General features: G+C 54.7%; 22 protein-coding genes. 9 read left to right on the top strand and 13 right to left on the bottom strand.

Annotation, left to right across the window (positions count from 1 at the left end; translation table 11 throughout):
- Positions 1-164: 164 nt before the first annotated feature.
- From entF to fes, 3 genes are read right to left on the bottom strand one after another with little or no spacing between them, the layout of a single operon-like run.
- Positions 165-4,055: an enterobactin non-ribosomal peptide synthetase EntF gene (gene entF, locus M2374_RS00320; RefSeq protein WP_181688383.1), complete on the bottom strand. Its 3,891-nt coding sequence runs from the start codon at positions 4,053-4,055 to the stop codon at positions 165-167.
- Positions 4,052-4,270: an MbtH family protein gene (locus M2374_RS00315; RefSeq protein WP_096757939.1), complete on the bottom strand. Its 219-nt coding sequence runs from the start codon at positions 4,268-4,270 to the stop codon at positions 4,052-4,054. Before M2374_RS00315 ends, entF begins: the two co-directional genes overlap by 4 nt.
- 30 nt (positions 4,271-4,300) lie before the next feature.
- Positions 4,301-5,518, bottom strand: a complete 1,218-nt coding sequence (fes, locus tag M2374_RS00310) for an enterochelin esterase (protein ID WP_181688384.1) — start codon at positions 5,516-5,518, stop codon at positions 4,301-4,303.
- 252 nt (positions 5,519-5,770) lie between these two features.
- Between fes and M2374_RS00305 the strand changes: the two genes are divergently transcribed.
- Both M2374_RS00305 and entD read left to right on the top strand, forming a co-directional pair.
- Positions 5,771-8,026 (top strand): TonB-dependent siderophore receptor, encoded by a 2,256-nt coding sequence (locus M2374_RS00305; protein WP_181688385.1) that lies wholly within the window; start codon positions 5,771-5,773, stop codon positions 8,024-8,026.
- Between the two features lie 49 nt (positions 8,027-8,075).
- Positions 8,076-8,729 (top strand): enterobactin synthase subunit EntD, encoded by a 654-nt coding sequence (gene entD, locus M2374_RS00300; protein ID WP_181517436.1) that lies wholly within the window; start codon positions 8,076-8,078, stop codon positions 8,727-8,729.
- Here the strand turns inward: entD and M2374_RS00295 are convergent.
- Both M2374_RS00295 and M2374_RS00290 read right to left on the bottom strand, forming a co-directional pair.
- On the bottom strand, positions 8,719-9,798 hold the full coding sequence (locus M2374_RS00295; protein ID WP_181688386.1) for an alpha/beta hydrolase: 1,080 nt from the start codon (positions 9,796-9,798) through the stop codon (positions 8,719-8,721). The two genes, entD and M2374_RS00295, sit on opposite strands and share 11 nt — an antisense overlap.
- Positions 9,799-9,881: 83 nt before the next feature.
- Positions 9,882-10,586, bottom strand: coding sequence for a GNAT family N-acetyltransferase (locus tag M2374_RS00290; RefSeq protein ID WP_137362451.1), 705 nt, complete (start codon positions 10,584-10,586; stop codon positions 9,882-9,884).
- Between the two features lie 267 nt (positions 10,587-10,853).
- On the opposite strand from M2374_RS00290, the gene M2374_RS00285 reads away from it, so the two are divergent.
- Both M2374_RS00285 and M2374_RS00280 read left to right on the top strand, forming a co-directional pair.
- Positions 10,854-11,972 (top strand): YbdK family carboxylate-amine ligase, encoded by a 1,119-nt coding sequence (locus M2374_RS00285; protein ID WP_181688387.1) that lies wholly within the window; start codon positions 10,854-10,856, stop codon positions 11,970-11,972.
- A 66-nt stretch (positions 11,973-12,038) separates the two neighbouring features.
- Positions 12,039-12,287, top strand: a complete 249-nt coding sequence (locus tag M2374_RS00280) for a DUF1158 domain-containing protein (protein ID WP_115259141.1) — start codon at positions 12,039-12,041, stop codon at positions 12,285-12,287.
- 21 nt (positions 12,288-12,308) lie between these two features.
- Here the strand turns inward: M2374_RS00280 and M2374_RS00275 are convergent, their stop codons facing one another.
- Positions 12,309-12,650: a RamA family antibiotic efflux transcriptional regulator gene (locus M2374_RS00275; protein ID WP_045440915.1), complete on the bottom strand. Its 342-nt coding sequence runs from the start codon at positions 12,648-12,650 to the stop codon at positions 12,309-12,311.
- A 16-nt stretch (positions 12,651-12,666) separates the two neighbouring features.
- Entirely contained in the window at positions 12,667-13,779 is a 1,113-nt protein-coding gene (locus tag M2374_RS00270) for an MBL fold metallo-hydrolase (RefSeq protein WP_117342189.1), read from the bottom strand.
- A 189-nt stretch (positions 13,780-13,968) separates the two neighbouring features.
- Between M2374_RS00270 and M2374_RS00265 the strand changes: the two genes are divergently transcribed.
- From M2374_RS00265 to M2374_RS00250, 4 genes are all read left to right on the top strand, one after another.
- On the top strand, positions 13,969-14,550 hold the full coding sequence (locus M2374_RS00265; RefSeq protein WP_135912414.1) for a TetR/AcrR family transcriptional regulator: 582 nt from the start codon (positions 13,969-13,971) through the stop codon (positions 14,548-14,550).
- Positions 14,550-14,918, top strand: coding sequence for an MmcQ/YjbR family DNA-binding protein (locus M2374_RS00260; protein WP_096757953.1), 369 nt, complete (start codon positions 14,550-14,552; stop codon positions 14,916-14,918). Before M2374_RS00265 ends, M2374_RS00260 begins: the two co-directional genes overlap by 1 nt.
- A 119-nt stretch (positions 14,919-15,037) precedes the next feature.
- Complete coding sequence (gene nfsB / locus M2374_RS00255; protein ID WP_115259145.1) at positions 15,038-15,691, top strand: oxygen-insensitive NAD(P)H nitroreductase; 654 nt, start codon at positions 15,038-15,040, stop codon at positions 15,689-15,691.
- Between the two features lie 64 nt (positions 15,692-15,755).
- A complete protein-coding gene (locus tag M2374_RS00250) occupies positions 15,756-17,000 on the top strand; it encodes a mechanosensitive ion channel family protein (protein ID WP_115259146.1) in 1,245 nt (414 codons plus the stop codon).
- 3 nt (positions 17,001-17,003) lie between these two features.
- Here the strand turns inward: M2374_RS00250 and M2374_RS00245 are convergent, their stop codons facing one another.
- From M2374_RS00245 to M2374_RS00220, 6 genes are all read right to left on the bottom strand, one after another.
- Positions 17,004-17,984: a LacI family DNA-binding transcriptional regulator gene (locus M2374_RS00245; protein WP_181219148.1), complete on the bottom strand. Its 981-nt coding sequence runs from the start codon at positions 17,982-17,984 to the stop codon at positions 17,004-17,006.
- A 75-nt stretch (positions 17,985-18,059) separates the two neighbouring features.
- Entirely contained in the window at positions 18,060-19,211 is a 1,152-nt protein-coding gene (locus tag M2374_RS00240) for a Gfo/Idh/MocA family protein (RefSeq protein ID WP_181219146.1), read from the bottom strand.
- Positions 19,208-20,236 carry a sugar phosphate isomerase/epimerase gene (locus M2374_RS00235; RefSeq protein ID WP_181219144.1) on the bottom strand — a complete coding sequence of 343 codons (1,029 nt, stop codon included), beginning with the start codon at positions 20,234-20,236 and terminating at the stop codon, positions 19,208-19,210. The genes M2374_RS00240 and M2374_RS00235 overlap by 4 nt, the downstream gene beginning before the upstream one ends.
- A 15-nt stretch (positions 20,237-20,251) precedes the next feature.
- Positions 20,252-21,493 (bottom strand): MFS transporter, encoded by a 1,242-nt coding sequence (locus M2374_RS00230; RefSeq protein WP_115259150.1) that lies wholly within the window; start codon positions 21,491-21,493, stop codon positions 20,252-20,254.
- A gap of 164 nt (positions 21,494-21,657) precedes the next feature.
- Positions 21,658-23,052, bottom strand: a complete 1,395-nt coding sequence (pheP, locus tag M2374_RS00225) for a phenylalanine transporter (protein ID WP_096757960.1) — start codon at positions 23,050-23,052, stop codon at positions 21,658-21,660.
- A 166-nt stretch (positions 23,053-23,218) separates the two neighbouring features.
- Positions 23,219-24,301 (bottom strand): YncE family protein, encoded by a 1,083-nt coding sequence (locus M2374_RS00220; protein ID WP_115259151.1) that lies wholly within the window; start codon positions 24,299-24,301, stop codon positions 23,219-23,221.
- A 300-nt stretch (positions 24,302-24,601) separates the two neighbouring features.
- Between M2374_RS00220 and M2374_RS00215 the strand changes: the two genes are divergently transcribed.
- Entirely contained in the window at positions 24,602-25,777 is a 1,176-nt protein-coding gene (locus tag M2374_RS00215; protein WP_153879365.1) for a DnaJ family molecular chaperone, read from the top strand.
- The last annotated feature ends 341 nt before the right edge of the window (positions 25,778-26,118 follow it).

The raw sequence follows: 26,118 nt of genomic DNA, 5'->3' as shown, positions 1-26,118 counted from the left end.
AGTCAGAAATTTCCGAAACACTCTTTTCTTCATACTGGCTACCAAAAATAACATTCAGCATTTATTAATGCCTGCAATCAAGTTTCAGTGACACAAAAAAACAACTCCATAACATTTATCTTGCATTATGGAGTTACTAAAATCATACAATAACCAAATATTTTCTATGTATGATTATCGATTAGTCCATTTATTATCGGCCCAATACTCTCAAACGCCGACGGCGAAATAATATCAACGTGCGCGCAGTCCTGACGGTAGATATCCAGACTGGCTATCCACGGCGACCAGCTATGTTCAGGGCTGACACCCGGCGGTAAGGTACGCTCAGCGACAAACAGCGTGGCGTGACCGTCAAAAGCCACGCTGTGCGCGGTGGTTAACAGACGCACCGCATCGGCATAGTTACCCTCAATGGTGCTAAACAGCGTGTCGGACGCATTGCCCTGCTGCGCCGCCAGAAACGCCTCGCGTTCGCGTTCGATTTCCGCCAATACGGCAGGATCCAACCCATTGGCCTCTTTTTCCTGCCAGTTTTGCGTTTCCGGCGGCCAGGTATCCAGCAACCCCAGGAATGCAACCTTCTCTCCCCTGGCCTGCAAGCGTGCCGCAATACCCTGCGCCAGCGTGCCGCCCAGCGAATACCCCAGTAAATAGTAGGGGCCGTGAGGCTGCTGCTCCAGCAACGTTTTAAGATGGTATTCACAGACCTCATCGAGATTTGCTGCCGTCTGCATCGGCCCACTAGGCCGTGGCGACTGAATGCCAGTAATTGACCACTCAGGGTTCAAATAGCGCGATAACACGCTAAACTGCCAGGCAAAGCCGGACGCTGGATGGAAACAGAACAGCGTTGGGCCGTGGCTGGTGCGCAGCGGTAGCAGCGCTTCAAACCCCAGTTGCTGTGACTGTGCGTCATCGTTGCTGTCCAACAGCGTACTGAGTTGTTCAACGGTGGAAGCAACCATCACCTGCCCTGGCGTCACCTGACGTTCAAATATGCGACTCAACTGCGCCGCCAGCTTCATCGCCAGCAACGAATGACCGCCGAGCGCGAAGAAGTCTGCTGCTACATCATTAACTTCACAGCCCAGCAGCGCGGAAAAGGCCTCGGCAATGGTGGTCTCCGTGCCCGGGTATGGCGCGCGTCCTGCCGTGCGCGGCGTCAACTGCGGCATCGGTAAGGCTTTACGATCCAGCTTACCGTTGGCGCTGAGCGGTAACTCCGCCAGCTGCAATAACACGGACGGCACCATATGCGCAGGCAGCGTTTCACGCAGTCTCGCCTGTAGTGCGGGAATATCCAGCGGTAACCCCGAATGCGACACCAGATACCCTACCAGCTGGCGCGCATCGCCGCCGGTAGCTACCGCCTGATTGAATACGCAGGCATGGGCCACGGCATGATCGACATCCGGTAGCGTCTGCATTACCCGATCAATCTCACCCAGTTCAATGCGCTGCCCGCGAATTTTTAGCTGGTCATCGCTTCTCCCGAGGTATTCCACCGCACCACTGTACAGCCAGCGCGCCACGTCCCCGGTACGGTACATGCGTTCACCGGGCGCAAACGGATCGGCAATAAAACGGCTTGCCGTCAGGTCCGGGCGCCCCAGATACCCCTGCGCCAGTTGGATCCCTGTCAGGTACAGATCGCCCGCCACGCCGACGGGCACCGGGCGCATCATGGCATCAAGGATCCGCAGGCCCGTATTCCAGACCGGATAGCCAATCGGCACGCTGTTACCGGTCACGGCGGCAAGCGCATCTCCGCATGCCGGATACCAGCTGACATCCACCGCCGCTTCGGTCGGGCCGTACAAATTGTGCAGCGGCGCATGGGTCAGCCGTTCCCACTCGCGGCATAGTTCTGCTGGCAGGGCTTCACCGCTGCAGAACACCTGCTTCAGCGTAGCGCAGCTTTCCCGCGCCGTCTCCGGCGTCAGCGAGGCAACAAACGCCGCCAGCATCGACGGTACAAAGTGCGTAGTGGTCACGCCATATTGTGCAAAGAACTGCTGCATCGCCAGCGGGTCACGATGCGCCTCAGGCTCCGCCATCACTAGCTTTGCGCCCGTAATAAACGGCCAGAAAAACTCCCACACCGAGACATCAAAACTGCATGGCGTTTTTTGCGCCACCACATCATCGGCGGTCAGCGGATAGTGATTTTGCATCCACAACAGGCGGTTAACGATGGCGGTTTGCCCCACCATCACTCCCTTTGGTCTGCCGGTCGAACCCGAGGTAAAGATGATGTAAGCGGTATGCTCTGGACGCGATAACGCCAGCGGGACGCTATTTTCCGTTGGCAGCGGCGTGGTATAGCACACACTGTCCAGCCCCGGAATATCGCGAAAGCGGGACAGCTGTTCTTCGGTAGTGATCAACAACGTAGGACGTGCGTCTTCCAGCATCATCCGCAGACGATCGTCCGGGTAGCCGGTATCCAGCGGCAGCCAGGCGGCACCCGCTTCCACAATGCCGTGCAATGCGAGCGTCAGGAACACAGAGCGCGGTAAGGCCACAGCAACACTGTCGCCTGGTCGCACGCCGCGTTCACGCAGCACCTGCGCCAGTGCAACAACCTGCTCACGCATTTCGCGGTAGCTGAACTGATAGCGAGCGTCGGCCAGCGCCGGCGCATCCGGTGTTTTCGCGGCCTGTTCCGCCACCAGCGCGCTGAGCGTGGTGAACGGAATATCAATCGCCGTCTCGTTTATTTGCGCCAGCTGTTCTTGCTCTGACGGCAACAACATATCGGCATCGCCGCAGCGCAGCGCCGGGTTGTCGGCAAACTGGCCCATCAGCGCGGTTAAACGCGACGCATGTTGCGCCAGCGTCGCCTCATCATAACGCTGTTTATTGGCGAGAATTTCAATGCTCAGACCGCCGTTTTCATCCGGGAACAGCGCCAGTTCCAGATCGTTAACCGGCCCGGTCGCCAGCGTATGGGTTTGCGCCTGGATGCCGGGAAGATCCAGCTGGTAGTCAAAGATTTTCACGTTCAGTACCGGACCAAACAGCGCCTCTTCACCGGCCGCTCGGCCGCCGTCGCGCACAATTTGCTCCGCATCATAACGCTGATGACGACGCATCTTCTTGAGCTGCCCGGCCAGTCGTTTCGCCAGTTCAGGTAGGCTTTCCGCGGCATCAAGATGCACACCGAATGGCAGCACATTCAACACAGGCCCGGTTGCCGTTAGCGCCGCCGATCCCATGCGGCGCATGAAAATAAACCCGGCGGCATAATCCATCCGGCTGCATAAACGCCCCAACCATAGTGCCACCAGCGCCAGTGCTAAATCCGCACGCTGAATGTCAGGCATGCGCGCGGCAAGCTGGCGGAATACGCCGTCGGGGGCGGTCAACTGCATGCGAATAATATCCGCGCTGGTCGCCCGGCCCGGCAGGGGGTTGCCCGACAGCGAAGCCGGTGGCGGCAACTGCTCTCGCTGCCCGGCCCAGAATGCGCCGTCACGCTGATACGCCTCGCTTTGGCGATACTGCTGATACTCTTCCACCACCTCGGCAAAAGGGGTAAAAGGTGATTCCGGCGTCGGTTCGCCGTGCTGCCATGCGCGGTAAATGGCGGCTATCTGGCGGGTGATGGCAGGAAAACTGAAACCATCCACCAGCAAATGATGATAGCGCTGATACCAGTACCAACGGTTATCTGCCACTTGAATAAGTTGATGGCAGACCAGGGGTTTTGCGCCATCGGCACGAATGTCTTGCTGCAAGTCAGCCTGCATCAACGCCCGAGCGGCGTCGTGCGGACTGGCCATGTCACGGACATCGATAATCTCGGGTTGCGTAAAAGTGAACGTTGGATCAACCCACTGCCAAACCTCGCCGTTGTCTTCGCAAAACCGCATACGCAGGGTATCAGCATGCCCCAGACCGACAACAACCGCTTTCGCCAGCAGCGGTGCGTTCAGTTCCCCGGTTAATTCCACGTAGTGCGCGACGCTCCATGCTGAAGGCAACGTGGAGAGTTTTTCCGCCATCCAGATCCCCGGCTGGGCCGCGACTAACGGTAAGCGCTGAGTCATTCTGCCTCCTGTACATCGGCATAATTTGCAGGTGTTAGCGTGGTCCAGTTTTCCGCGAGCCATTGCTGGCAGGCTTCCTGGGATTGCGGTTCGCATGCGATGGCCCAGCCAGCAGGAAGCGAGCACTGCTGCGGCCAAAGGCTAAACTGACGTTGGGGGTTTTGCAGAATGTAAAACTGACCCTGCGGGTTATCGAAAGGGTTACTGAATTCCATACTCAACTCCTGTCGTGGAACATCGTCCGGTTAAATCGTATCGGTGAGCGGCTGCCAGAGCGTCATCAGCCCGTGCATTAAGCCGCCGCGCCAGCAAAGCGCGTCGTGTCCACCTTCAACCTGACGCCAGAAAATAGACCGTGGTGCATGCGGTAACTGTGCGAAGAGCGCCTGATTGGCGCGAAAAATAATCGGTTCACGAATTCCGGCTTCCAGAACAATACGCAGCCCCTGCGCGCTCAACGTTCCTGCCCTCAGTTGTTCAATCACGATCCCATCCTGATGCCCTGCGCGATGCGGCCACCAGTAAGATCCGGACTGACTGAGCACGCAGCCAAAACGTTCCGGCCAGTTCAGACCGGCATACAGCGAGGATAATCCCCCAAAGCTTTGCCCGGCGACGACCGTGCGCTGCGGATCGTCACTGAACGCGGCAGTCGCGTTCACCAGCGGCAATAACTCCTGCTGTACCGCCAGCCAGAAATCGGCATTGCACGGCAGCTCGCAACTGCGATGAGGCGTATCGATGGCATCAATCAGGAGATAAACGGCAGGAGGGAGCTGATGTTGTCGCGTCAGTGAGGTCAGCGCGGGCCAGACCGGCATGCTGTGCGCCCAAAACTGTCCGTCCAGCAGGACTGCCAGCGGACGTTCCCCGGGATTTGCCTCGCCGGTGGTAAACACCCACACGCGGCGCGTATTACCTAACCTTTCGCTGTGCCATTGCAAGCAAAGCGCTGGTGAATCCGGAGGTTGGGGACTGTCCCAGCCAGGCTGAACGGGGGCGTCGGGCATTTCCAGCGCTGAGACCGCATGCCCGCGCCCGCCTTGCCAGCTTTGAGGATTGAGGGGATCGGCGATGGCCTGCGGCAGCAACTGTCGCCAGCCTTCGCGTAATAACGTTCTGTCCGGAGTGTCGCCTGCGTTCAACGTGGCAAAAATGTCGTCTCGTGTAGAAGGGATGAAACAGTAACTGCCGCGCCAGCGGGAGTTCAGGGTAATGCTCCAGCACCAAACATCTGTACCGTCAATACGTTGCATCGACTGGGGAACGGCATTTTGATGGTGGTCGGTCACGCCGGTAATGTAGACCCACACGCGACGAATTGTTGAGTGTTTTTCCGTTCCCTGCGGGTCACGCCACCAAAACGTCACGCGGTAATCGCCGCTGTCCTCACACACCCATTCCGGGCCATTTTTTGACTGCCACCACGCCTCACTTCCCATCATTAACGCCGCCACCGTCATAACCCCATGTTTATTGTGCAATTTTAAATCTAATCGTGAAATATATTGATAATATTATTGATAACTATTTGCATTTGCAATAGCGTATTGTCGCGCTGTGGGAAGCGCGTACAGTTTTTCACCACTCATAAACCGACCTGACGCTGCGAACTTTTTCTGGAACGGATGGTTTTCGCAGGAGCGGGCGACATCAGGCCAAATGCCCCACAACGGCACATTGGTTCACGTGGCTAAAAGAAAGCAGGACATACAATGAACAACAAGATTCATTCACTGGCCTTATTGGTCAATTTAGGGATTTACGGGATAGCGCTGCCAGCCATGGCAGAAGATAAAACCGATAGCACCGCCGTCTCGCATGAAGATACCATCGTCGTTACCGCCGCCCAGCAGAACCTGCAGGCGCCAGGTGTTTCCACCATCACCGCTGATGAAATCCGTAAGAATCCTCCCGCGCGCGATGTGGCGGAAATCATCCGTACCATGCCTGGCGTTAACCTGACCGGTAACTCAACCAGCGGCCAGCGCGGCAACAACCGTCAGATTGATATTCGCGGCATGGGGCCAGAAAACACCCTGATTCTGATCGACGGCAAGCCGGTCACCAGCCGCAACTCCGTACGTCAGGGCTGGCGCGGCGAGCGTGATACCCGTGGCGATACCGCCTGGGTGCCGCCGGAAATGATCGAGCGTATTGAGGTGCTGCGTGGTCCTGCTGCGGCGCGTTACGGTAACGGTGCTGCGGGTGGTGTGGTAAATATCATCACCAAAAAAGGTAGCAACGAGTGGCATGGTTCCTGGGATACCTATTTCAACGCCCCGGAACACAAAGAAGAAGGCTCCACCAAACGCACCAACTTCAGCCTGAATGGCCCACTGGGCGGGGATTTCAGCTTCCGTCTGTACGGTAATCTTGATAAAACGCAGGCTGACGCCTGGGACATCAACCAGGGTCACCAGTCAGAACGTACCGGGACCTATGCCAACACCTTACCGGCGGGTCGTGAAGGGGTCATCAACAAAGACATTAACGGCGTAGTGCGATGGGACTTTGCCCCACTCCAGTCTCTCGAACTGGAAGCCGGTTACAGCCGTCAGGGCAACCTGTACGCGGGTGACACCCAAAACACCAACACCAACCAGTTGGTGAAAGATAACTACGGTAAAGAGACCAACCGTCTTTATCGCCAGAACTACTCCCTGACCTGGAACGGCGGCTGGGATAACGGCGTCACCACCAGCAACTGGGTACAGTACGAACACACGCGTAACTCCCGCACCCCGGAAGGATTAGCTGGCGGTACGGAAGGGATCTTCGATCCGAAAGCGTCGCAAAAATATGTCGACGCCGACCTGAGTGACGTCATGCTGCACAGTGAGGTCAGCATTCCGCTGGATCTGCTGGTCAACCAAAATCTGACGCTCGGTACCGAGTGGAACCAGCAGCGTATGAAAGACATGCTGTCCAACTCGCAAACCTTTATGGGCGGTAATATTCCTGGTTTTAGCAGCACCAACCGCAGCCCGTACTCGGATGCCGAGATCTTCTCTCTGTTCGCCGAAAACAACATGGAACTGACCGACAGCACCATGCTGACGCCGGGCCTGCGTTTCGATCACCACAGCATCGTGGGCAATAACTGGAGTCCGTCTCTGAACCTGTCTCAGGGACTGGGCGACGACTTTACCCTGAAAATGGGCATCGCGCGGGCCTATAAAGCGCCGAGCCTGTACCAGCTCAACCCGAACTATATTTTGTACAGTAAAGGCCAGGGCTGCTACGCCACCGGTTCCGCCAGCGGCATCGGCTGCTACATGATGGGCAACGACGACCTGAAAGCGGAAACCAGCATCAACAAAGAAATTGGCCTGGAGTTCAAACGCGACGGCTGGCTGGCCGGAGTCACCTGGTTCCGCAACGATTACCGCGATAAAATCGAAGCCGGTACCGTGCCGTTGAACCGTATTAACAACGGTAAAACAGATATCTACCAGTGGGAAAACATTCCTAAAGCGGTAGTAGAAGGCCTGGAAGGTACGTTGAACGTCCCGGTTAGCCAAACCGTTAACTGGACCAACAACATCACCTACATGCTGCAAAGTAAGAATAAAGAGACCGGTGAACGTCTGTCGATTATTCCGCAGTACACGCTGAACTCCACGCTGAGCTGGCAGGCGCGCGACGATCTGTCCTTGCAGTCCACCCTCACCTGGTATGGCAAACAGCAGCCGAAGAAATACGATTACCAGGGCAAACCAGTGACCGGCAGCTCGGCTGATGAAGTCAGCCCGTACAGCATTGTCGGCCTGAACGCGACCTGGGATGTCACCAAAAACGTCAGCCTGACCGGTGGCGTGGATAACGTCTTTGACAAACGCCTATGGCGCGAAGGGAATGCCCAGACCACGGGTGATATTGTGACCGGAAATTATATGGCGGGCGCAGGCGCGTACACCTATAACGAACCGGGCCGCACCTGGTTCATGAGCGTTAACACGCACTTCTGATAACGTTTTTCCCTCTCCTCCATCGAGGAGAGGGAATTCGTGAGCCATCATGCACACAACCCACATTCCACTGTCCTTCGCCAGCCATACGCTGCATCTCGTTGAATTTGCCCCCGACAGCCTGCATGAACACGATCTGCTGTGGCTTCCTCATTACGCCCAGCTCGCAGCCTGCGGGCGTAAACGACAAGCGGAGCATTTAGCGGGGCGTATTGCCGCCGTCCATGCGCTGCGTGAATATGGCAGTAAAGCCGTGCCCGCCATCGGCGAGCGCCGCCAACCGCTGTGGCCACCGGGTCTGTTTGGCAGCATCAGCCATAGCGCCTCGACCGCGTTAGCAGTTGTCTCGCCGCGCCCCATAGGGCTAGACATTGACGCTATTTTTACACCCGACACCGCTGCCGAACTGGCTGACAGCATTATCGACCACCATGAACGACAGGTTTTGCAAGGTTGCCCGGTCCCCTTTCCGCTCGCTTTAACCCTGGCGTTCTCCGCCAAAGAGAGCGTATATAAAGCGTTCAGTGCGCAAACTCGCGGACTGCCGGGCTTTGCCAGCGCCAAAATCATCGCCCTCACCGCCACGCACTTAACGGTGCAAATAATGCCGTCATTTTCGGCAAACCTCGGCGGACTGAACGTCAACGTGCGCTGGGCATCTCGCGATAACAGCGTCATTACCCTGTGTGACGCTACTTTTTAACAAACTCACCAATCGCCTGATACGTGGCCTGTGCTTCCTGCGGGACTTTATCTTCCAGCATCAAATAGGCATGAGTCATCCCCGGAAAGTGAACGTGCTGTACGGGAATGCCCTCAGCTTGCAGTTTGGCAATAAAGGCAAAGTCCTCATCGCGCAACGGATCCAGCCCGCCGCTAAAGAGTAATGTGGCCGGAAAATCTTTATGCAATGGAAAATAGAGCGGTGATGCCAGTTTACGATCTTCATCATTCTGGAAATACTGCTGGAAGTACCAGCGTATTTTGCTTTCATCGAGCAGTTTCCCTGTGCCATTTTCCTTCACGGACGGCCAGCCTAGCGTGTAATCCAGACTCGGGTAGATCAGCACCAGCCGATTAATCAGCCCCGGCTGATGACGGGAAAGCGACGCGGCGAGCGTTGCGCTGAAAGCACCACCACCGCTGTCACCGACCAGGGTCAGTTGACGCTGATAGGGTATGTGCTGACGCTCGAGCACTGAATAGACACTTTCAACCGCGGCTTTGGCATCGGAGAGACCCGCCGGATACGGGTTTTCCGGTGACCGCCGATAGTCGACCGACACCACCGTATTGCCGGTTGCCGTCGCCAGATGCCGGGCTACGGGATCGTAGACCTCCACTGATCCACTCAGGTGTCCGCCGCCGTGAATAAACACCAGCACCGCAGGCGAACCGGCTAATGACGGACGATAAATACGTACCGGGATGCGACGTTCCCCGGTATCCACTTCATCATTGATGACCGCTGCCATGGGGTCAGAAGTGGTGACGTTGGCTTTGGTCAGCGCCGCTAATCCTGCTCGCGAACTGAGCGTGTCGTAAACCGGTTTATCCGTCGTGGGTTGGGCGGCGAGAAATGCCGCCAGAGGTGCTGGCGGGGCTTGCGTCAGCGGGCCATGTTCCTGTTGCCAGCGTTGCTGATAGCGCTGTTGCTGCTCCTGCAACGCGTCGGCGCTGACCGCTGCGCTGAAAAGACTCGCCGCCATGGCGACTGCGGCGGGTTGAACTAAGGCCTTGCCGGATAACCCGAATCGGCTACCTGATTTCATGGTACGTTCTCCGTTGAACCGTTTCGCGAAAGAGTATAGCCGTTGCTAATAATCTGTCTGAACGGTTATGGCGGATGACGGCGTTATCCCTGCCGACACGCAGCCAGCGACTGACGCTGCTGACCCTGCGCATCAAAGTTTTCCGCGGCCAGCCAGCGTTGTAAAACGGCATCACGTTGTGGCCATTCACCGTCAATCATCGATAGCCAGTCGCTGTCGCGGTTACGGCCCTTGCGCACAATTTTCTGGCGGAAACGCCCTTCAAAGACAAAACCTAAGCGTTCTGCCGCCCGTCGCGACGCATCGTTCAGCGAGTCACATTTCCACTCCACACGACGATACCCGAGGGCAAATGCCTGACGCAGCAGCAGCCAGACGGTTTCCGTCCCCAGCACCGTATTTTTCATCCGCGGCGACCAGGTTACATGACCAATTTCGACCGAGCCGTTCTCGCGGTCCATCGCCATAAAGCACACCAGCCCGACGGCGCGCCCCGAGCGCAAATCGATAACCGCGTAGGGAACCAGCCCGGCGTCAGTAGATTTTCCCTTCACCCAGTGGGCCGCTGCCGCAACGCTCGTCGGCCGCTCGCTAGCAAGCCAGGTCCAGTCACGTTCGTCCGGCGCTTGCGCATAGGCGTCAAATAAATCGGCGGCATGGCGGTCTGCATCCAGCACCTCAAGACGGCAATAACGACCCTCCAGTACAACCCGAGGCAGCACTGACGCCCCATTCCAGTCCGGCAGGACATCGCCTACCGTCTGTCCATACAGATTAATTTCCGGCACTGCTCACCCCCGTTGTGAAAGCAAAAAACAGTTATAGCACCTGTCATTTTGCGTTCAAAGCGCAGGATGTGGATTTCCCTTATCGTACGGAAAACCGCCAGTCCTTCTATACTCTAAGGATTTCGAGTTGCAGGAAGGCGACAAGACTGCAAATTCCTGGGAGCTTACTAAAGTAAGTGACCAGGATGAGCAAGCGCTGTCAACGCACCTGCGGCTCGAAAGACGACGAGTAAATACTGATTAAAAATCAACGCTCAAGGGAACGCTATGTCACTACCCGACTTTCATGTCTCCGAACCGTTTACATTGGGCATTGAGCTGGAAATGCAGGTGGTTAATCCGCCAGGCTATGACCTGAGCCAGGACTCTTCCCGACTGATTGACACCGTAAAACCGCAGCTCACCGCCGGAGAAGTGAAGCACGATATCACCGAAAGTATGCTGGAGATGGCAACCGGCGTCTGTCGTAATATTGATCAAGCGGCAGCAGAGTTTTCCGCCATGCAGCAGATAATCCTGCAGACCGCGGCGGAGTATCACCTCGACATCTGCGGCGGCGGCACTCACCCGTTTCAGACATGGCGGCGTCAGGAGGTGTGCGATGACGAGCGCTACCGGCGCAACCTGGAGAACTTTGGTTATCTCATCCAGCAGGCAACGGTGTTTGGCCAGCATGTTCACATAGGTTGTACCCATGGCGACGACGCCATTTACCTGCTGCACGGCCTGTCACGCTTTGTGCCGCATTTTATTGCGCTCTCTGCCGCCTCACCGTATATGCAAGAAGCCGATACGCGATTTGCCTGTGCTCGACTCAATATCTTCTCAGGATTTCCCGATAACGGTCCGATGCCGTGGGTTAACAACTGGCAGGAGTTTGAGGGATTATTTCGTCGACTGGCCTACACCAGCCTCGTTGACAGCATTAAGGATTTGCACTGGGACATCCGCCCCAGTCCGCACTTTGGCACGGTAGAAGTTCGCGTAATGGACACCCCGCTCACCCTCGAGCATGCGATCAACATGGCCGGGCTCATTCAGGCTACGGCCCACTGGTTGTTGAAAGAGCGTCCCTTCAAACATCAGGAGCGTGATTACCTGCTGTATAAATTTAACCGTTTTCAGGCCTGCCGCTTTGGTATGGAGGGGATCGTTACCGACGTGCATACCGGCACTCATCACCGACTGGCGGATGACACACTTCGATTGCTGGAGCTTATCGCCCCCTCGGCGGATAAAGTGGGTGCCGCCAGTGCCATTGACGCCTTACACCAGCAGGTAAAAAATGGGCACAACGAAGCGCAGCGCATGCGTGATTTTGTGGCCGATGGCGGATCGCTAAGCGGACTGGTGAAAAAACATTGTGAAATCTGGGCGGGGCGTTAAGCGAGGGGTTTGCGTTAGCACAGGAGATCCCGGACAATGGTATTTTAACTCAAGTTTAACAATGTTATGAAACACCCGCTTGAATCACTGATGACCGCCGCCGGGATCCTGCTGTTGGCCTTTCTGTCCTGCCTGCTGCTGCCCGCGCCTTCGCTTGGCCTGGTGCTGGCGCAAAAACTCGTCGCCACTTTACATTTGATGGATCTTAACCAGTTTTATACGTTGCTATTTTGCTTGTGGTTTTTACTGCTTGGGGTGATTGAGTATTTTATTCTGCGCTTTATCTGGCGACGCTGGTTCTCGCTGGCGGATTAGCCCCGCGAGAACCCTTCGTCGTTAATGCGTACGGCTGTGGTTTTCTTTGCGGTACGCCCCAGGTGGCTGGCTGAACGTACGGGTGAAGATACGCGTAAAGGTTTGTTGCGAATCGAAGCCGTACTTCAGGCAGATATCGTACACTTTCTGGTCGGTATCACGCAAATCACGCGCCGCCAGCAGCAGCTTACGCTCGCGAATGTAGCGCCCAAGGCTCTCGCCTTTATACTGCATAAACAGACGCTGCAGATGCCATTTTGAATATCCCGCGTGGCGGGCAATATCATCAATGCGCAATGGTTGATTCAAATTATCATCAATCCATTCGACAATCGTCTCGATAACTTGTGCAGAAATCGTCATCGTTATCTCCCTTTTTTCATTGAGCCGCTGGCTGCCACCAGGCCGTGAACGGTTGGTCCGGTTCGGACAGTACTACCGGCTCACCCAGCATCGGCGTCAGCAGACGGTAATCTTTGAGACGGCTGGCCAGCGCCAGACGCTTGTAGGGATCGTCCCAGCTATGTTTCGCCAGTACAAAACGACCGGCATGACCGGGCACAACGGCTTTGGCATGGAGATCGGCGGATGCCTGCGCGGTCTCTTCCGGCATCATATGAATGAACTTCCAGTCCTGGTCATATTGACCGTTCTCCATAATCGCCACATCGACCGTGCCGAACTGCTCGCCAATCGCTTTAAAATGCGGCCCGTAGCCGGAGTCTCCACTGTAATAAATATTTTGCTCTGGCGTTTCCAACATAAAGCTGGCCCACAGGGTCTGGTTACGCTTGATGCCGCGCCCTGAAAAATGCCGTGCCGGCAGGACATGCACAATCAGTGAGTCCGTCACTCTGACGGACTGATTCCAGTCCCGCTCTTCAATTATCTCGCTGTTCATTCCCCAGTACCGCAGATGCGACCCGACGCCAAGCGGCGTAATCACCCGCTTAATCTTCGGCATCAACGCCTTTATGGTGGCAAGATCCAGATGGTCATAGTGGTCGTGCGAGATGATGAGCAGATCGATTTCGGGCATGTTTTGAGCCGTCCACGGATACTCCCCGGCAAAGGCTTTATTCAGAAATGAAAACGGCGCAGCGTAGTTGCTCAATACCGGGTCGATCAGAATGCGTTGACCCGCCAGCTGCAAATACCACGAGGAATGACCCAGCCAGACGAGAGTATCCTGCTGCGGTGACAGACGCGCGAGTTCGGTTGCCACCAGCGGCAATGGTTGCGCAGGGCGGGCATTTTCGCGCTTCGCGACCAGAAATTCCCACCATGCTGCCAGCATGCTTTTGTTGCCGGTGTAACCCAGCGTGGGCACCTGATTATGAAACTGTCCGTCACGGTAGTGTGGTGACTGTTCAACCTCACTCAGTTGTGCCCCTTGCGGCGCCTGACCGAATCCGGCATTGAGTACAAACGGTAAACTTGCAGCTGCAGCAATGAGCATAATAACAACCACACAAACGGTGAGACGCCTCATATCCTGACCTTAAACGCGCCCCTTTCCGCTGGTTTGCGCGACTGACTCTTGATTATGAGTGAGTAAGCACTCATTATAGAAATCGCAAGTTCGCCGTCAAGATGATTTTCAATCTTTGACATTCACCGTTGCGGTGCTGCGAAGGCCGTGATTCAATCGTGTTTTTAACAGGCTTAAGGGTAAAGTGTAGTGGCTCGTCCGAAGAGTGAAGATAAAAAATTGGCATTACTGGAAGCAGCAACCACAGCATTTGCGCAGTCCGGCATTGCGGCCTCTACCGCCGTCATTGCCCGCAATGCAGGCGTTGCTGAGGGAACTTTGTTTCGCTATTTCGCGACAAAAGATGACCTCATCAACGAACTTTACCTCCATTTAAAGCACGATATGTGCCAGTCAATGATGGCCAATCTGGACCGTTCAGTGACCGATGCCAAAACCATGATTCACTTCATCTGGAATAGCTACATTAGCTGGGGCCTGCATCACACCGCCGGACATCGCGCCATCCGTCAGCTTGCCGTCAGCGAGAAAATCACCAAAGAAACCGAGCAACGGGCTGAGGATATGTTCCCCGAACTGCGTGATTTTTGTCATCGCTCGGTGCGCCCGGAGTTTATGTCCGACGAGTATCGCGCCTTTGGTGACGCGTTTTTCCTGTCACTGGCTGAAACCACAATGGAATTTGCTACCCGCACCCCTGCCCGCGCCGATGAATACATTGCCATGGGGTTTGAAACCATGTGGCGCGCCCTCACCCGCGAGGAAAAATAATGGACGGTCAGACATTACATGCGTGCGCAAAACGCCTTGCGCTTGAACTGCCGTTTACCGAACACTGCTGGCCGTTTGGCCCGGAATACGACGTCTTTAAGGTCGGCGGCAAGATTTTTATGCTGGTCTCAGAGCATCACGGACGCCCGCTGGTCAACCTGAAGTCAGACCCGCAAAAGTCGCTGCTCAATCAGCAGATCTACCCCAGTATCGAACCCGGTTACCACATGAATAAAAAGCACTGGATTTCAGTTTATCCCGGTGACGATATTACCGAGTCCTTACTGGCAGACCTGGTGAACGACTCGTGGCATCGGGTGGTGGACGGCCTACCTAAGCGGGAACAAAAACGCCTGCGTCCCGTCTGATTTATCGCTAACCCCGATAAGTGTTTATGCCTTTTTCTGTCTTATCTTTTTGCCGCTTTCCCTGTACCCTGCTGAAACAAAACGCACCCGCAGGGTAAGAAAAACGACCAGGAGTTTTTATGGATATTGTTTCTGTCGCCTTAAAACGCTACTCCACCAAGGCATTCGATCCGACCAAAAAACTGACCGCTGAGCAGGCAGAAAAATTAAAAACGCTGCTGCAGTTCAGTCCGTCCAGCACCAACTCGCAGCCGTGGCATTTTATCGTGGCCAGCACTGACGAAGGCAAAGCGCGCGTAGCCAAAGCCGCCGCCGGCGGTTTTGTGTTCAACGAACGTAAAATCCTCGACGCGTCCCACGTCGTAGTGTTCTGCGCCAAAACAGCGATGGACGATGCTTGGCTGGAACGTGTAGTGGATCAAGAAGAAGTCGATGGTCGTTTCGCCACGCCGGAAGCCAAAGCCGCCAACCACAAAGGCCGAACCTTCTTTGCCGATCTGCACCGCAAAGAGCTCAAAGATGATGCGCACTGGATGGCAAAACAGGTGTACCTGAACGTCGGTAACTTCCTGTTAGGCGTGGCTGCAATGGATCTCGATGCGGTACCCATCGAAGGCTTTGATGCCGCGGTTCTCGATGCAGAATTTGGTCTGCAAGATAAAGGATTCACCAGCGTGGTTATCGTCCCGGTGGGCCACCACAGCGTAGAAGACTTCAACGCCGCGCTGCCAAAATCACGTCTGCCGCAGGAAACTACCCTGACGGAAGTCTGATCCTCACATTTGCATAACCTCCACACAGCGGTCATCATAGACCGCTGTTTATTAAGGAGACGTTATGCAGGAATTGATATCTCAGGTAGAAGACCTCGGCATTGAAATGAATCACACCACTTCGCTGGTGATGATTTTTGGCATTATTTTTATCACCGCCATTATTGTTCACGTTATTTTGCACTGGGTGGTACTACGCGCATTTGAAAAACGCGCCAACGCCAGCTCCCGCCTGTGGCTGCAAATCATCACGCAGAACAAGCTATTTCACCGCCTGGCGTTTACGCTGCAAGGTATCATCGTCAATATACAGGCCGCGCTCTGGCTACAAAAAGGCAGCGAAGCCGCAGAGATATTAGTCACCTGCGCCCAGCTGTGGATCATGATGTACGCCCTGCTGTCGGTCTTTTCTCTGCTCGACGTTATTCTTAATCTGTCGCAAAAACTCCCCGCCGCCTCGCAGTTGCCGCTGAAAGGCATCTTTCAGGGCATCAAGTTAATCGGCGCGATTCTCGTCGGCATTCTGATGATTTCGCTGCTGATTGGTCAATCACCCGCCATCCTGATAAGCGGTCTGGGTGCCATGGCGGCAGTCTTAATGCTGGTGTTTAAAGACCCGATCCTCGGTCTGGTAGCCGGAATACAGCTTTCGGCCAACGATATGCTCAAACTGGGCGACTGGCTGGAAATGCCGAAATACGGCGCAGATGGTGCGGTGATCGATATTGGTTTAACCACCGTCAAAGTACGCAACTGGGATAATACCATCACCACCATTCCCACCTGGTCGCTGGTCTCTGACTCGTTTAAAAACTGGAGCGGCATGTCAGCGTCCGGCGGTCGGCGAATTAAGCGCAGTATCAGCATCGATGCCACCAGCATTCGTTTTCTCGATGAAGATGAGCGCCAGCGATTGCATAAAGCACATCTGCTGAAACCGTATTTGACCACGCGCCTTCAGGAAATTAACGAGTGGAACCAGCAATTAGATGCACCTGAATCCGTCTTGAATCATCGCCGGATGACCAATATCGGGACGTTTCGCGCCTACCTGAACGAATATTTACGTCACCATCCGCGCATTCGCAAAGATATGACGTTAATGGTGCGCCAGTTAGCTCCGGACGACCACGGGTTGCCGATTGAGATTTATGCTTTTACTAATACAGTGGTGTGGCTGGAATATGAAAGTATTCAGGCTGACATCTTCGACCATATTTTTGCTGTGGTCGAAGAGTTCGGATTACGTATTCATCAGTCGCCGACCGGGAATGATATTCGCGCCCTGTCAGGGGCGTTTCAGCGTTAATCTTTAGCTACTGGCGCGCGCAATATAGCGCCAGTCCATCATCACCCTTTCTGTTGGGGCATCGGGGTTATCGATTTTATTCAGTAATAACCCCACCGCCTTGCGGCCAATATCACGCGAAGGTTGCTCAATAGTTGAAAGCTGTGGGGAGACCATTTCAGCCAATTCCGTACCGTCAAAGCCCACCACGGCGATATCCTGCGGGATCTGTAACCCGGCGTTGCTAATAGCACGCATCGCACCGGCTGCCAGCGTGTCCGATACCGCAAACACCGCGTCGGGTTTCACCTCCGCCGCCAGCAGGTTTTCCATCGCCGCGATCCCGGCGCTGGAACTTAACTCACGGGCGTACTCCACTGCCTGATACTCCAGCGATAACGCATGCAGCGCCGCCTTGTAGCCGCGTTCACGCAAACGGGCGTATTTATAGCTCAGGTCATGGTTGATCAGCGCAATACGCCGATAGCCCTTGTCTACCAGATGCGATATCACCGACTGCGCGGCGTCTACATCGTTAATGCCCACACAGGAAACCGCGCCTTTATCGGCATATTCCGCACACTGCACCCACGGAGCATCGCCAATCAGGGTGGTCAGTTCCGGTAATTTTGAGAAGGCATCCATGGTGATGATGCCATCAACAATTTTACCTGACAGCAGCTTCAGCGCTGACTTCGAACGCGCTGTATCGGAACCGGAATTACACAGCAGAATGCGATAGCCATTTTTCTCCGCCTCCTCCTCAATACCTTTCACCACCTCGGCACAAAACGGGTTGGCAATGTTGGAGACCATTACGAGGATCATCGAGCTTCGCGCCGTGCGCAATTGACGAGCCAGCAGGTTGGGCTGGTAATTACTTTCCTTAATAGCCTGCAGCACACGTTCGCGGTTTTTGGCCTTGACGGACTCACTGTTATTCAGCACACGTGATACCGTCGCTACCGACACACCGGCAAGCTGGGCGATTTTTTGAATAGACATAACGACGACACATCCTGCGTTTTACGCTTTGTGCTGAGGCTACCATAAAATCACCGCCCGGCGAACCGGACCGGTTTAACGCTGTACCGACACCCAGCGCTGCTGTTGATGGCTTTTTATAATCGCATCAATGATGTACATCACGTCTGCGCCATCCTTGAACGAGGCAAAACGTCGGGCCTGTGGCGCGGGCATTTGGCCTGTCTGTACGGCCTGATAGAACTGCAGCATCATATTTTTAAACGCATCCGGCCAGCCCTCAATATGCCCACCAGGGAAATGCGCGCTGGCGGCGACATCGGCATTCATTAGCCCCGGATCGTCCGTCAGGATCTGGTTCGCCTGCTGGCGGTGGCCCACCCACAGTTGCTGCGGCGTTTCCTGATCCCAACTCAACGCGCACTGGCTGCCGCTAATCTCAAAGCTCAGATGGTTTTTGCGCCCGGCGCTAACCTGCGAGACGCTAAAGCAGCCTTTGCTGCCGTCGTCAAACCGCACCAGCACCGACCCGCGGTCTTCGGTGGTCACCGGTTTATCCTCCAACTGCCGACCAATCGTCTGCGAATTAAACGTCGCACCACCGGCCGCGTCCGCTTTCCGCGTGGGCCAGACGATCGCGAGATCGGCCATCACCTCAACAATGCGTTTACCGGTGACAAACTGCACCGTGTCGCACCAGTGCGAGCCAATATCGGCCACCGCCCGCGAGCCGCCGCCCAACGCCGCATCAACCCGCCAGTTGTAGTCGGTCTCCAGCAGCATCCAGTCCTGTAAATAGCTGCCCTGCACGGCAAACAGACGTCCAACGCTGCCATTGCGTACCATGCTGGCCGCCTGCTGCACCATCGCAAACTGGCGATAGACAAAACTCACGCCGTGCACGACCCCCGCCTGCTCCGCCAGCGTCACCAGTTCATGGGCCTCTTCGGGGGCCATGCACAGCGGTTTTTCAGAAAATACGTGCAGTCCAGCACGCAGTATCTGCCGGTTGATGTCGGCATGCAGATGATTCGGCGTACAGTTGTGGACCACCTGCAGCCCCGGGTGCGCTAACAGCGCTTCCACACTGCCATATGCATGAGGCACCTGTAGCACGCTGGCCCGCGCCTGAGCCACCGCCAGCGAACTGTCGCAGAGTGCCACCACCTGCACATTCCCCAGTCGACGCAGCGCCTCAATATGCGCAGGCCCAATAAACCCGCTGCCAATAATGCCAACCTGGATCATTTGCGTACCTCATCGCCTGCGGCGAAATCATCAAATGCGTGGGATGAAACCGGAATAATATGCCGCTGAATAAACTCACGGCCTTCGCGGGCGCCGGTTTCTGCGTCTTTCAGGCAGCATTCCCACTCCAGTACCGCCCAGCCGGGATAATCATATTGTGTGAGCTTGCTGAAAATCGTTTTGAAATCAACCTGCCCGTCGCCTAATGAGCGGAAGCGTCCAGCGCGGTCGATCCACGGCTGGTAACCGCCGTAGACGCCGCTGCGGCTGCTGGCTCGATACTCCGCATCCTTGACATGAAACGCTTTTATGCGCGAGTGATAGGCGTCGATAAATCCGAGATAGTCCATCTGCTGCAACAGCAGATGGCTGGGATCGTAGAGCATATTGCAGCGCGGATGATTATCCACCAGCGCAAGAAAACGCTCGAACGTGATGCCATCATGCAGATCTTCGCCGGGATGAATTTCAAAACAGACATCAACCCCCTGCTCATCAAAACCGTCGAGAATCGGCCGCCAACGGTCAGCCAGTTCCTGAAATGCCTCGGCAAAACGCTGCGCATTATGCGGCGGCCAGGGGTAAAAATAGGGCCACGCCAGCGATCCGGAAAACGTGGCGTGCGCCGTCAACCCCAGTTTTTGCGAGGCTGCCGCAGCCTGGTGTAACGTCTGCGTCGCCCACGCCTGTCGGGCCTGAGGATTACCGCGTACCGCCTGCGGCGCAAAACCATCAAAAGCGTCATCGTAGGTGGGATGAACGGCAACCAGTTGGCCTTCGAGATGGGTGGATAATTCGCTGATCGTCAGTCCGTGCTGCGCCAGCATTCCACGAATATCATCGCAGTAAGTCTGGCTAACAGCGGCCTGTTCAACATCAAACAGCGACGCATGATTACACGGCATCTGTATGGCTTTGTAGCCCAGACCCGCTGCCCACTGCGCCAGCCCGTCCAGGGTATTGAACGGGGATTGTCCGCCGATAAACTGCGCCAGAAAAATCCCCGGTCCCTTAATGGTTCTCATAACCCCTCCTGAATATTACGCCTGCTCTTTCTCGTCATACTTGAAAGAGAAAAGGAAAATCACGGCAATCACCGCCGCTGCAACCGCCGGGATCCACCAGAACGGGATCCATGACTCAGGTACTGCCTGCCCCGCCACCAGACGGTTATACAGCGCACCGGAAATTTGCGAGCCCAGCAGCATACCGATCCCGTAGGTAAACATTACGATCATGCTTTGCGCCTGACCTTTCACCTTTTCCCCGGCAATACGGTCGGTGTAGATAAAGCCGACCACAAAGAAGAAGTCGTAACACACTCCGTGCAGCAAAATACCGAGATACAGCAGGATGCGCCCTTCTTCGCTGATGCCCAGCGCAAAGAAGGCGTAACGCACAAACCATGCACACATGCCGATCAGTAACATGTATTTCACGCCCAACCGTCTGAACAGGAATGGGATCACCAGCATGAAGAAGATTTCGGACATCTGACCGAACGACATCGCGGTACTGACATCCCCAACGCCCGCATCCGCCAGAAACGATGCGGTGTACGCGTAGTAGGTCCCCAGTGGTACCGAGATTAACGTAGCGCAGAGTGAGAAGACGAAGAAGTGACGGGTTTTGAGTAAGGCGAAAGCATCGGCGCAAAACAGATCGCGGACTTTTACCGGCAACCCTTTCGCGGGCGCAGGCGTGTTTGGCAGCGTCAGGCTGTAGAGCGCCAGAATCACAGAGATAACCGCCGCCAGCGTAAAGATGCCGGTGGTATCCGAAATGCCTGTCACGCCGATAAAGATCCCCGCAACAATCCAGCCTATGGTGCCAAACACCCGTACTACCGGGAAGGTTTTGTCTTTATCCGACAGGCTGTGAAACGCAATATTATTGGTCAGCGCCAGCGTCGGCATGTAGCACAGCGTGTAGCCAAACAGCAGGCCAATCAGCAGCGCACCGTTTTGCGCTACCAGCGCCTGCGGCACAAACCACAGGATCGCCGCCCCGGCGAGGTGCATCACCGCCATCACTTTTTGCGAGGCGAAAAAGCGATCCACCAGCATACCTAAGACAAACGGCGACAAGATTGAGGCTATCGGTCCGGCGGAAAACGCATCGCCAATCAGCAGCGACATATTGTGCTGGCTCATCACCAGCCCCAGCGTGACGGACCAACTTCCCCAGATAAAGAACTGTAAGAACATCATCAGCGACAGCCGCGGCACCAGCAGCCGGTACTGTACGCTCTGTTTTCCACTACTCTCGGTTGTCGACACCATTTTTTGCCCCACCCTTAAAAAGTAATCGATTACAAATAGATTCAAATGAAAAGTAATCGATTACAAAACAAAGATCCTGTCAGTAAGAACAGAACTGGGAGATCAATCACGATAAAGTTCAGGGAGTGACCGATCTCATCGCAAAGGATGAGATCGGTAAGGGATTAGCGGGCTTTACGGCGCAGCAGTTTGAAGGCCACAAACAAGAACAGGATCCATGCCGGTAGCAGCATCGCCGACAGACGCATCTCATCCATGGTGCACATCAGCACCAGAATCATGCCGAGGAACGCAATACACAGGTAGTTTCCGGCCGGGTACAGCAGCGCTTTAAACTGAGTGTCACGCCCTTTGCGACGCATTGCCGCGCGAAAGCGCAGGTGCGCCAGGCAAATCATGATCCAGTTCAACAGCAGCGTCGCCACGACCAGCGCCATCAGCAGGCTGAAGGCCTTTTGCGGCAGCGCGTAGTTAATCAGCACCACCAGCGAGGTGATCGCCCCGGAAAGCACCAGAGAGTTAACCGGTACGCCGCGACGGCTGACGCGGGTCAAGAACTTCGGTGCATTGCCCTGCACGGAGAGGCCAAACAGCATGCGGCTGTTGGAGTACACGCCGCTGTTATACACCGACAGAGAAGCCACCAGAATAACGAAGTTCAGCGCGGAAGCCACCACGTTGCTGTCAAGATTATGGAAAATCATAACAAACGGGCTGCTGTTTGATTTCACTTCAACCCACGGGTATAGCGCCAGCAGCACCACCAGTGAACCGATGTAAAACAGCAGAATACGATACACCACCTGGTTTACCGCTTTCGGAATACTTTTTTGCGGATCCTGCGCTTCTGCCGCAGTAATACCGATCAGTTCCAGCCCACCAAAGGAGAACATGATCACCGCCAGCGAGAGGATCAGCCCGTTCCAGCCGGTGGCAAAAAAGCCGTTATAGCGCCAGAGGTTATCGATACTTGCCTGTTCGCCACCGTGACCAGAAAACAACATCCAGACGCCGAAGCCAATCATGCCAATAATCGCCAGCACTTTGATCAGTGCAAACCAAAACTCGGTTTCGCCATACAGTCGCACGTTGACCAGGTTGATGGCATTGATGATAACGAAGAATACGGCGGCCCAAATCCAGGTAGGCACATCGGGAAGCCAGTATTGCATGTAGATCCCAGCCGCCGTCAGTTCAGCCATGCCGACCAACACAAACATCACCCAGTAGTTCCAGCCAGACAGAAAACCGGCAAACGGTCCCCAGTATTTATAGGCAAAGTGGGCAAACGATCCGGAAACGGGTTCTTCAACCACCATTTCGCCCAGTTGGCGCATGATCAGAAACGCGATGATCCCTGCTACACCATAGCCCAACAGCACCGCCGGTCCTGCCATTTGAATCGCCGGGCCAATGCCCAGAAACAGACCCGTACCAATTGCGCCGCCCAGCGCAATTAACTGAATATGGCGGTTTTGCAACCCCCGCTGAAGCGTCGGCTCACTCGTTGACGCGGCATCGGACACGCTGGTGTCGGATGCAGATGACGCGTTTTTCACGCCCTACCCCTGTGTCGTTTATATTGAAGGGGCTTCTTTTAACATTTCAACCTGGTTGTCGCAAGGCGCAATCGTTTGGATACGCCGGGCATCCTTGCCCAACGCACCGAGGCGCAGGAAAAAAGTCACCAATCAACGGGCGTTAGCGGAAGCCAACGCGTTGTTGTTATTTATTCAGATCAATACGCACCACGTTATCGGGTGCATCCGTGGAGTGGTCCTTATTAAATTTCTGCTTCACAGTGACAAACAGCGTTTGCCCATCCGCAGAGAGCAGCAGGCTATTCGGGTTCGGCGGCAGATCCCAGCTTTTCTTCACGCTGTAGTCGGTTGCATTCAGGCTAAGTAGTTTCCCGGCATCGCGCTGGGTAATATAGATTTCGTTGCGCTTTGCATTGAATTTCACCGCTAACGAATCGCCAACATCGAGTTGCTTGAGCAATTTACCTGTGTGGATATCCAGCACCAGAGTCGTTTTCGCTTGCGAGTTATCGGTGACAAACAAACGGCCCGTTTGCGCGTCTTCTGCCATATTCAGCAACAGCGCAGGTTTCTCACCCAGCGGCTTCCAGCGTTTCTCTATACGCTGATTACGCGGGTTGATCACCAGTATTTCGCCGCCGCCATTGGCGGCATAAATACGCTGAGTGACGTCAGAGTAATGCAGACCGGTCATCCATTTACCGGTGTTTTTGATACGGGTTTTCAGCTTCAGGGTTTCGGCATCCACCACCCAAATTACCGCCGGGTCAGCCACCGCGCCAATATAGAGCAGGCCATTATGCAGCAGCACCTGGCGCGCACCGTACGGGAAACCTTCGGCATTACGTTCCGGGAACAGTACACGGTTTTTCACTTTACCATCGGCGGTATTCAGGGCGCTCAGGCCGCCGTCCAGTGAGTTGGTAACGTACACCGTTTTACCGTCTGGCGAGAGCGCCATACCAAAGTTTTTCATATCGGTATGGCTTAGACCGAGCGTCTTGAGCGTTTTCGGATCCAGTTTGTAAACCACCCCGCCCTGGACATCTTTAAATCCTTCCGCACTGGCAACATACAGTGCATCGCCCGCCGGACTCAGCGCCATTTCATACAGACCATCAGCCAACGCACGCTGCTGGACATCAGTAGCAGCTGGCGTCACCGCTTTTTCCTGTACCGCCGTACGACTGGCTGGCGTTGAATGTGCGGCACAGCCACTTAGCGCTGCGGCAATCAGCAATGCCAGAGCGGATGTTGTTTTTTTCATTGCGGGGATCCTTACCAGAGTGTACGGAAATGGTTAATAACAAAAGAGAATGAGAACTATACGCATTATCTTTATTGAATCAAGAATAATTAGATCGTGAATAAAAAAGATGAAACGGAGGTTTGAAGAGTGCGACTGACGCGCGCTACCTCCGCTTTCTTATAATTACCGTGAATTATTCTGGACGAAAAGGCACCGCAGACCACAAAATGCACCTTACTGTTTTTTCAACATTTTTAAACGCGTTCCCCAGGTCAGGTTCCTGTCACGCGCTTTAAGCCACGCCGGGCAGCGACCGTCATGAATAAGATCATTAAACGTCTTGAAATCATCAAAAGTGCCATCGAACTGGAAGATGACGAGATCATTTTCCAGCAACTAGTGCATTTGAAAAATGACACGTTGACGGACGTACCGAAGACGATCGTTCAGGCGCTTGAAGCACGACGCTTCAGCGATGCCCTGCATGAAATCACCGGCTGGCTGCAATCACAGCGAGCGGTATCAACGTGGCAAGATCCCGGCATCGCTGCCAGCAAACTTGAGCTAAAAGCACTTGAAACACAGTTGCGCGACTTAATTGATAAACGCAATGCACGCATTCAAATCCTTGATGACTTCAACGACTTGTATCATCAGCACCTTGGGCCGCTGATGAGTCGTATTCTCGAGTTGCGTAAACATCTGGCCGCCAGTGCGCAACGTAAGCAGGAAGCCGAGCGCAAACGCCGGGAAAAAGATTATCAGTCCTGTCAGCACTTTATTTCTCAGGCGGTCGATCAACTGGCGCAGCTCAAACAGCAGTGGATGAGCCAGCGTTCAGACTCGCGCGAATCAGTGGAAACCCGGCAGCGCATTCAGCAGCAAACGGAGCTTATCACCGCCCTGCTGGCGGAAATTCGCGAACTGGAAAACGACTTTTCCCGCCAGGATGACAGCGCCACCCGCCAGGCGCAGGAAGAAGCCCGTCATGAATATGATGAATATCAGGAGCAACAGCAGGACGCGCAGCATCGTTATAACCGCGAACGGACACTTTCTCATGATGAGCGCAATGAACTAAAACGCCTGTGGCGTCAGGCCAGTCGCCTGTGCCACCCGGACGTGGTTGCGGATGACCTGAAAGATAAAGCGCACCAGATGATGGTACAGTTGAATCAGGCGCGACAAAATGCCGATCTGGCCGCCGTTCGTACGCTGCTTACCCAGTTGCAAAACGGTCTCGAACCGATGATGGCAAGCGACCGCCTTAACGATCTGCAACATTTACGCCGCAAGATACAGCAGCTCAGAGAGCAAATTAGCAGCTTGCTCAATGAAATTAGCGAACTGGAAGCTGAGAACGCCTGGCGCCTCGCCGCCTCTGTGACAGATAAGGAAGCCTACTTTGCCGACCAACAACGGGCGTTAACCGAGATCCGCAATACGCTGGAAGATCAGGTACGCCAGGTCGAGCAAGAACTGCTGGCCGGATAAGCCGACGACGTACAAAAAACAAGCTAATCGCTATTCTTTCGTGTGATTTTCAAATTAAGCACAAAAAGACAATTTTAGAATTAAATCCTTGAAACTTATAAAATCAAAGAACATAACACCATAAAACAAAATGAAGACGTAAATAAATTTGAATATGGCAATATTTTCATCCCTCCCCTATACACCCTCCGCGCCAGCCTGGTTTAAGTTAAGAATTATCTTACAGCGTTCTCATTGTGCTAAAAATGAGCCCTATCCAACTGAATTACGCTCTTTTTTGGCGACCTTCTTAGCCACACCTATCAGAATCCCCTGTGTCTCTAGGGTTATCCAGTCCGCAA

The organism is Citrobacter sp. JUb117 (assembly GCF_024809055.1).
Taxonomy (GTDB): Bacteria; Pseudomonadota; Gammaproteobacteria; order Enterobacterales; family Enterobacteriaceae; genus Citrobacter; species Citrobacter gillenii.
The sequence above is the reverse complement of the archived record's forward strand: the minus strand, read 5'-3'. Positions and strand labels throughout refer to the sequence as shown.

Bases quoted from the DNA above. Each gene is read 5' to 3' on its own strand.
- M2374_RS00250 (WP_115259146.1), top strand. From the start codon at position 15,756: ATGCAGGAATTGATATCTCAGGTAGAAGACCTCGGCATTGAAATGAAT.
- M2374_RS00280 (WP_115259141.1), top strand. From the start codon at position 12,039: ATGAAACACCCGCTTGAATCACTGATGACCGCCGCCGGGATCCTGCTG.
- entF (WP_181688383.1), bottom strand. From the start codon at position 4,055: ATGACTCAGCGCTTACCGTTAGTCGCGGCCCAGCCGGGGATCTGGATG.
- M2374_RS00285 (WP_181688387.1), top strand. From the start codon at position 10,854: ATGTCACTACCCGACTTTCATGTCTCCGAACCGTTTACATTGGGCATT.
- M2374_RS00235 (WP_181219144.1), bottom strand. From the start codon at position 20,236: ATGAGAACCATTAAGGGACCGGGGATTTTTCTGGCGCAGTTTATCGGC.
- M2374_RS00270 (WP_117342189.1), bottom strand. From the start codon at position 13,779: ATGAGGCGTCTCACCGTTTGTGTGGTTGTTATTATGCTCATTGCTGCA.
- M2374_RS00275 (WP_045440915.1), bottom strand. From the start codon at position 12,650: ATGACGATTTCTGCACAAGTTATCGAGACGATTGTCGAATGGATTGAT.
- M2374_RS00240 (WP_181219146.1), bottom strand. From the start codon at position 19,211: ATGATCCAGGTTGGCATTATTGGCAGCGGGTTTATTGGGCCTGCGCAT.
- entD (WP_181517436.1), top strand. From the start codon at position 8,076: ATGCACACAACCCACATTCCACTGTCCTTCGCCAGCCATACGCTGCAT.
- M2374_RS00215 (WP_153879365.1), top strand. From the start codon at position 24,602: ATGAATAAGATCATTAAACGTCTTGAAATCATCAAAAGTGCCATCGAA.
- M2374_RS00230 (WP_115259150.1), bottom strand. From the start codon at position 21,493: ATGGTGTCGACAACCGAGAGTAGTGGAAAACAGAGCGTACAGTACCGG.
- M2374_RS00220 (WP_115259151.1), bottom strand. From the start codon at position 24,301: ATGAAAAAAACAACATCCGCTCTGGCATTGCTGATTGCCGCAGCGCTA.
- nfsB (WP_115259145.1), top strand. From the start codon at position 15,038: ATGGATATTGTTTCTGTCGCCTTAAAACGCTACTCCACCAAGGCATTC.
- M2374_RS00315 (WP_096757939.1), bottom strand. From the start codon at position 4,270: ATGGAATTCAGTAACCCTTTCGATAACCCGCAGGGTCAGTTTTACATT.
- M2374_RS00260 (WP_096757953.1), top strand. From the start codon at position 14,550: ATGGACGGTCAGACATTACATGCGTGCGCAAAACGCCTTGCGCTTGAA.
- M2374_RS00245 (WP_181219148.1), bottom strand. From the start codon at position 17,984: ATGTCTATTCAAAAAATCGCCCAGCTTGCCGGTGTGTCGGTAGCGACG.
- M2374_RS00305 (WP_181688385.1), top strand. From the start codon at position 5,771: ATGAACAACAAGATTCATTCACTGGCCTTATTGGTCAATTTAGGGATT.
- M2374_RS00295 (WP_181688386.1), bottom strand. From the start codon at position 9,798: ATGAAATCAGGTAGCCGATTCGGGTTATCCGGCAAGGCCTTAGTTCAA.
- fes (WP_181688384.1), bottom strand. From the start codon at position 5,518: ATGACGGTGGCGGCGTTAATGATGGGAAGTGAGGCGTGGTGGCAGTCA.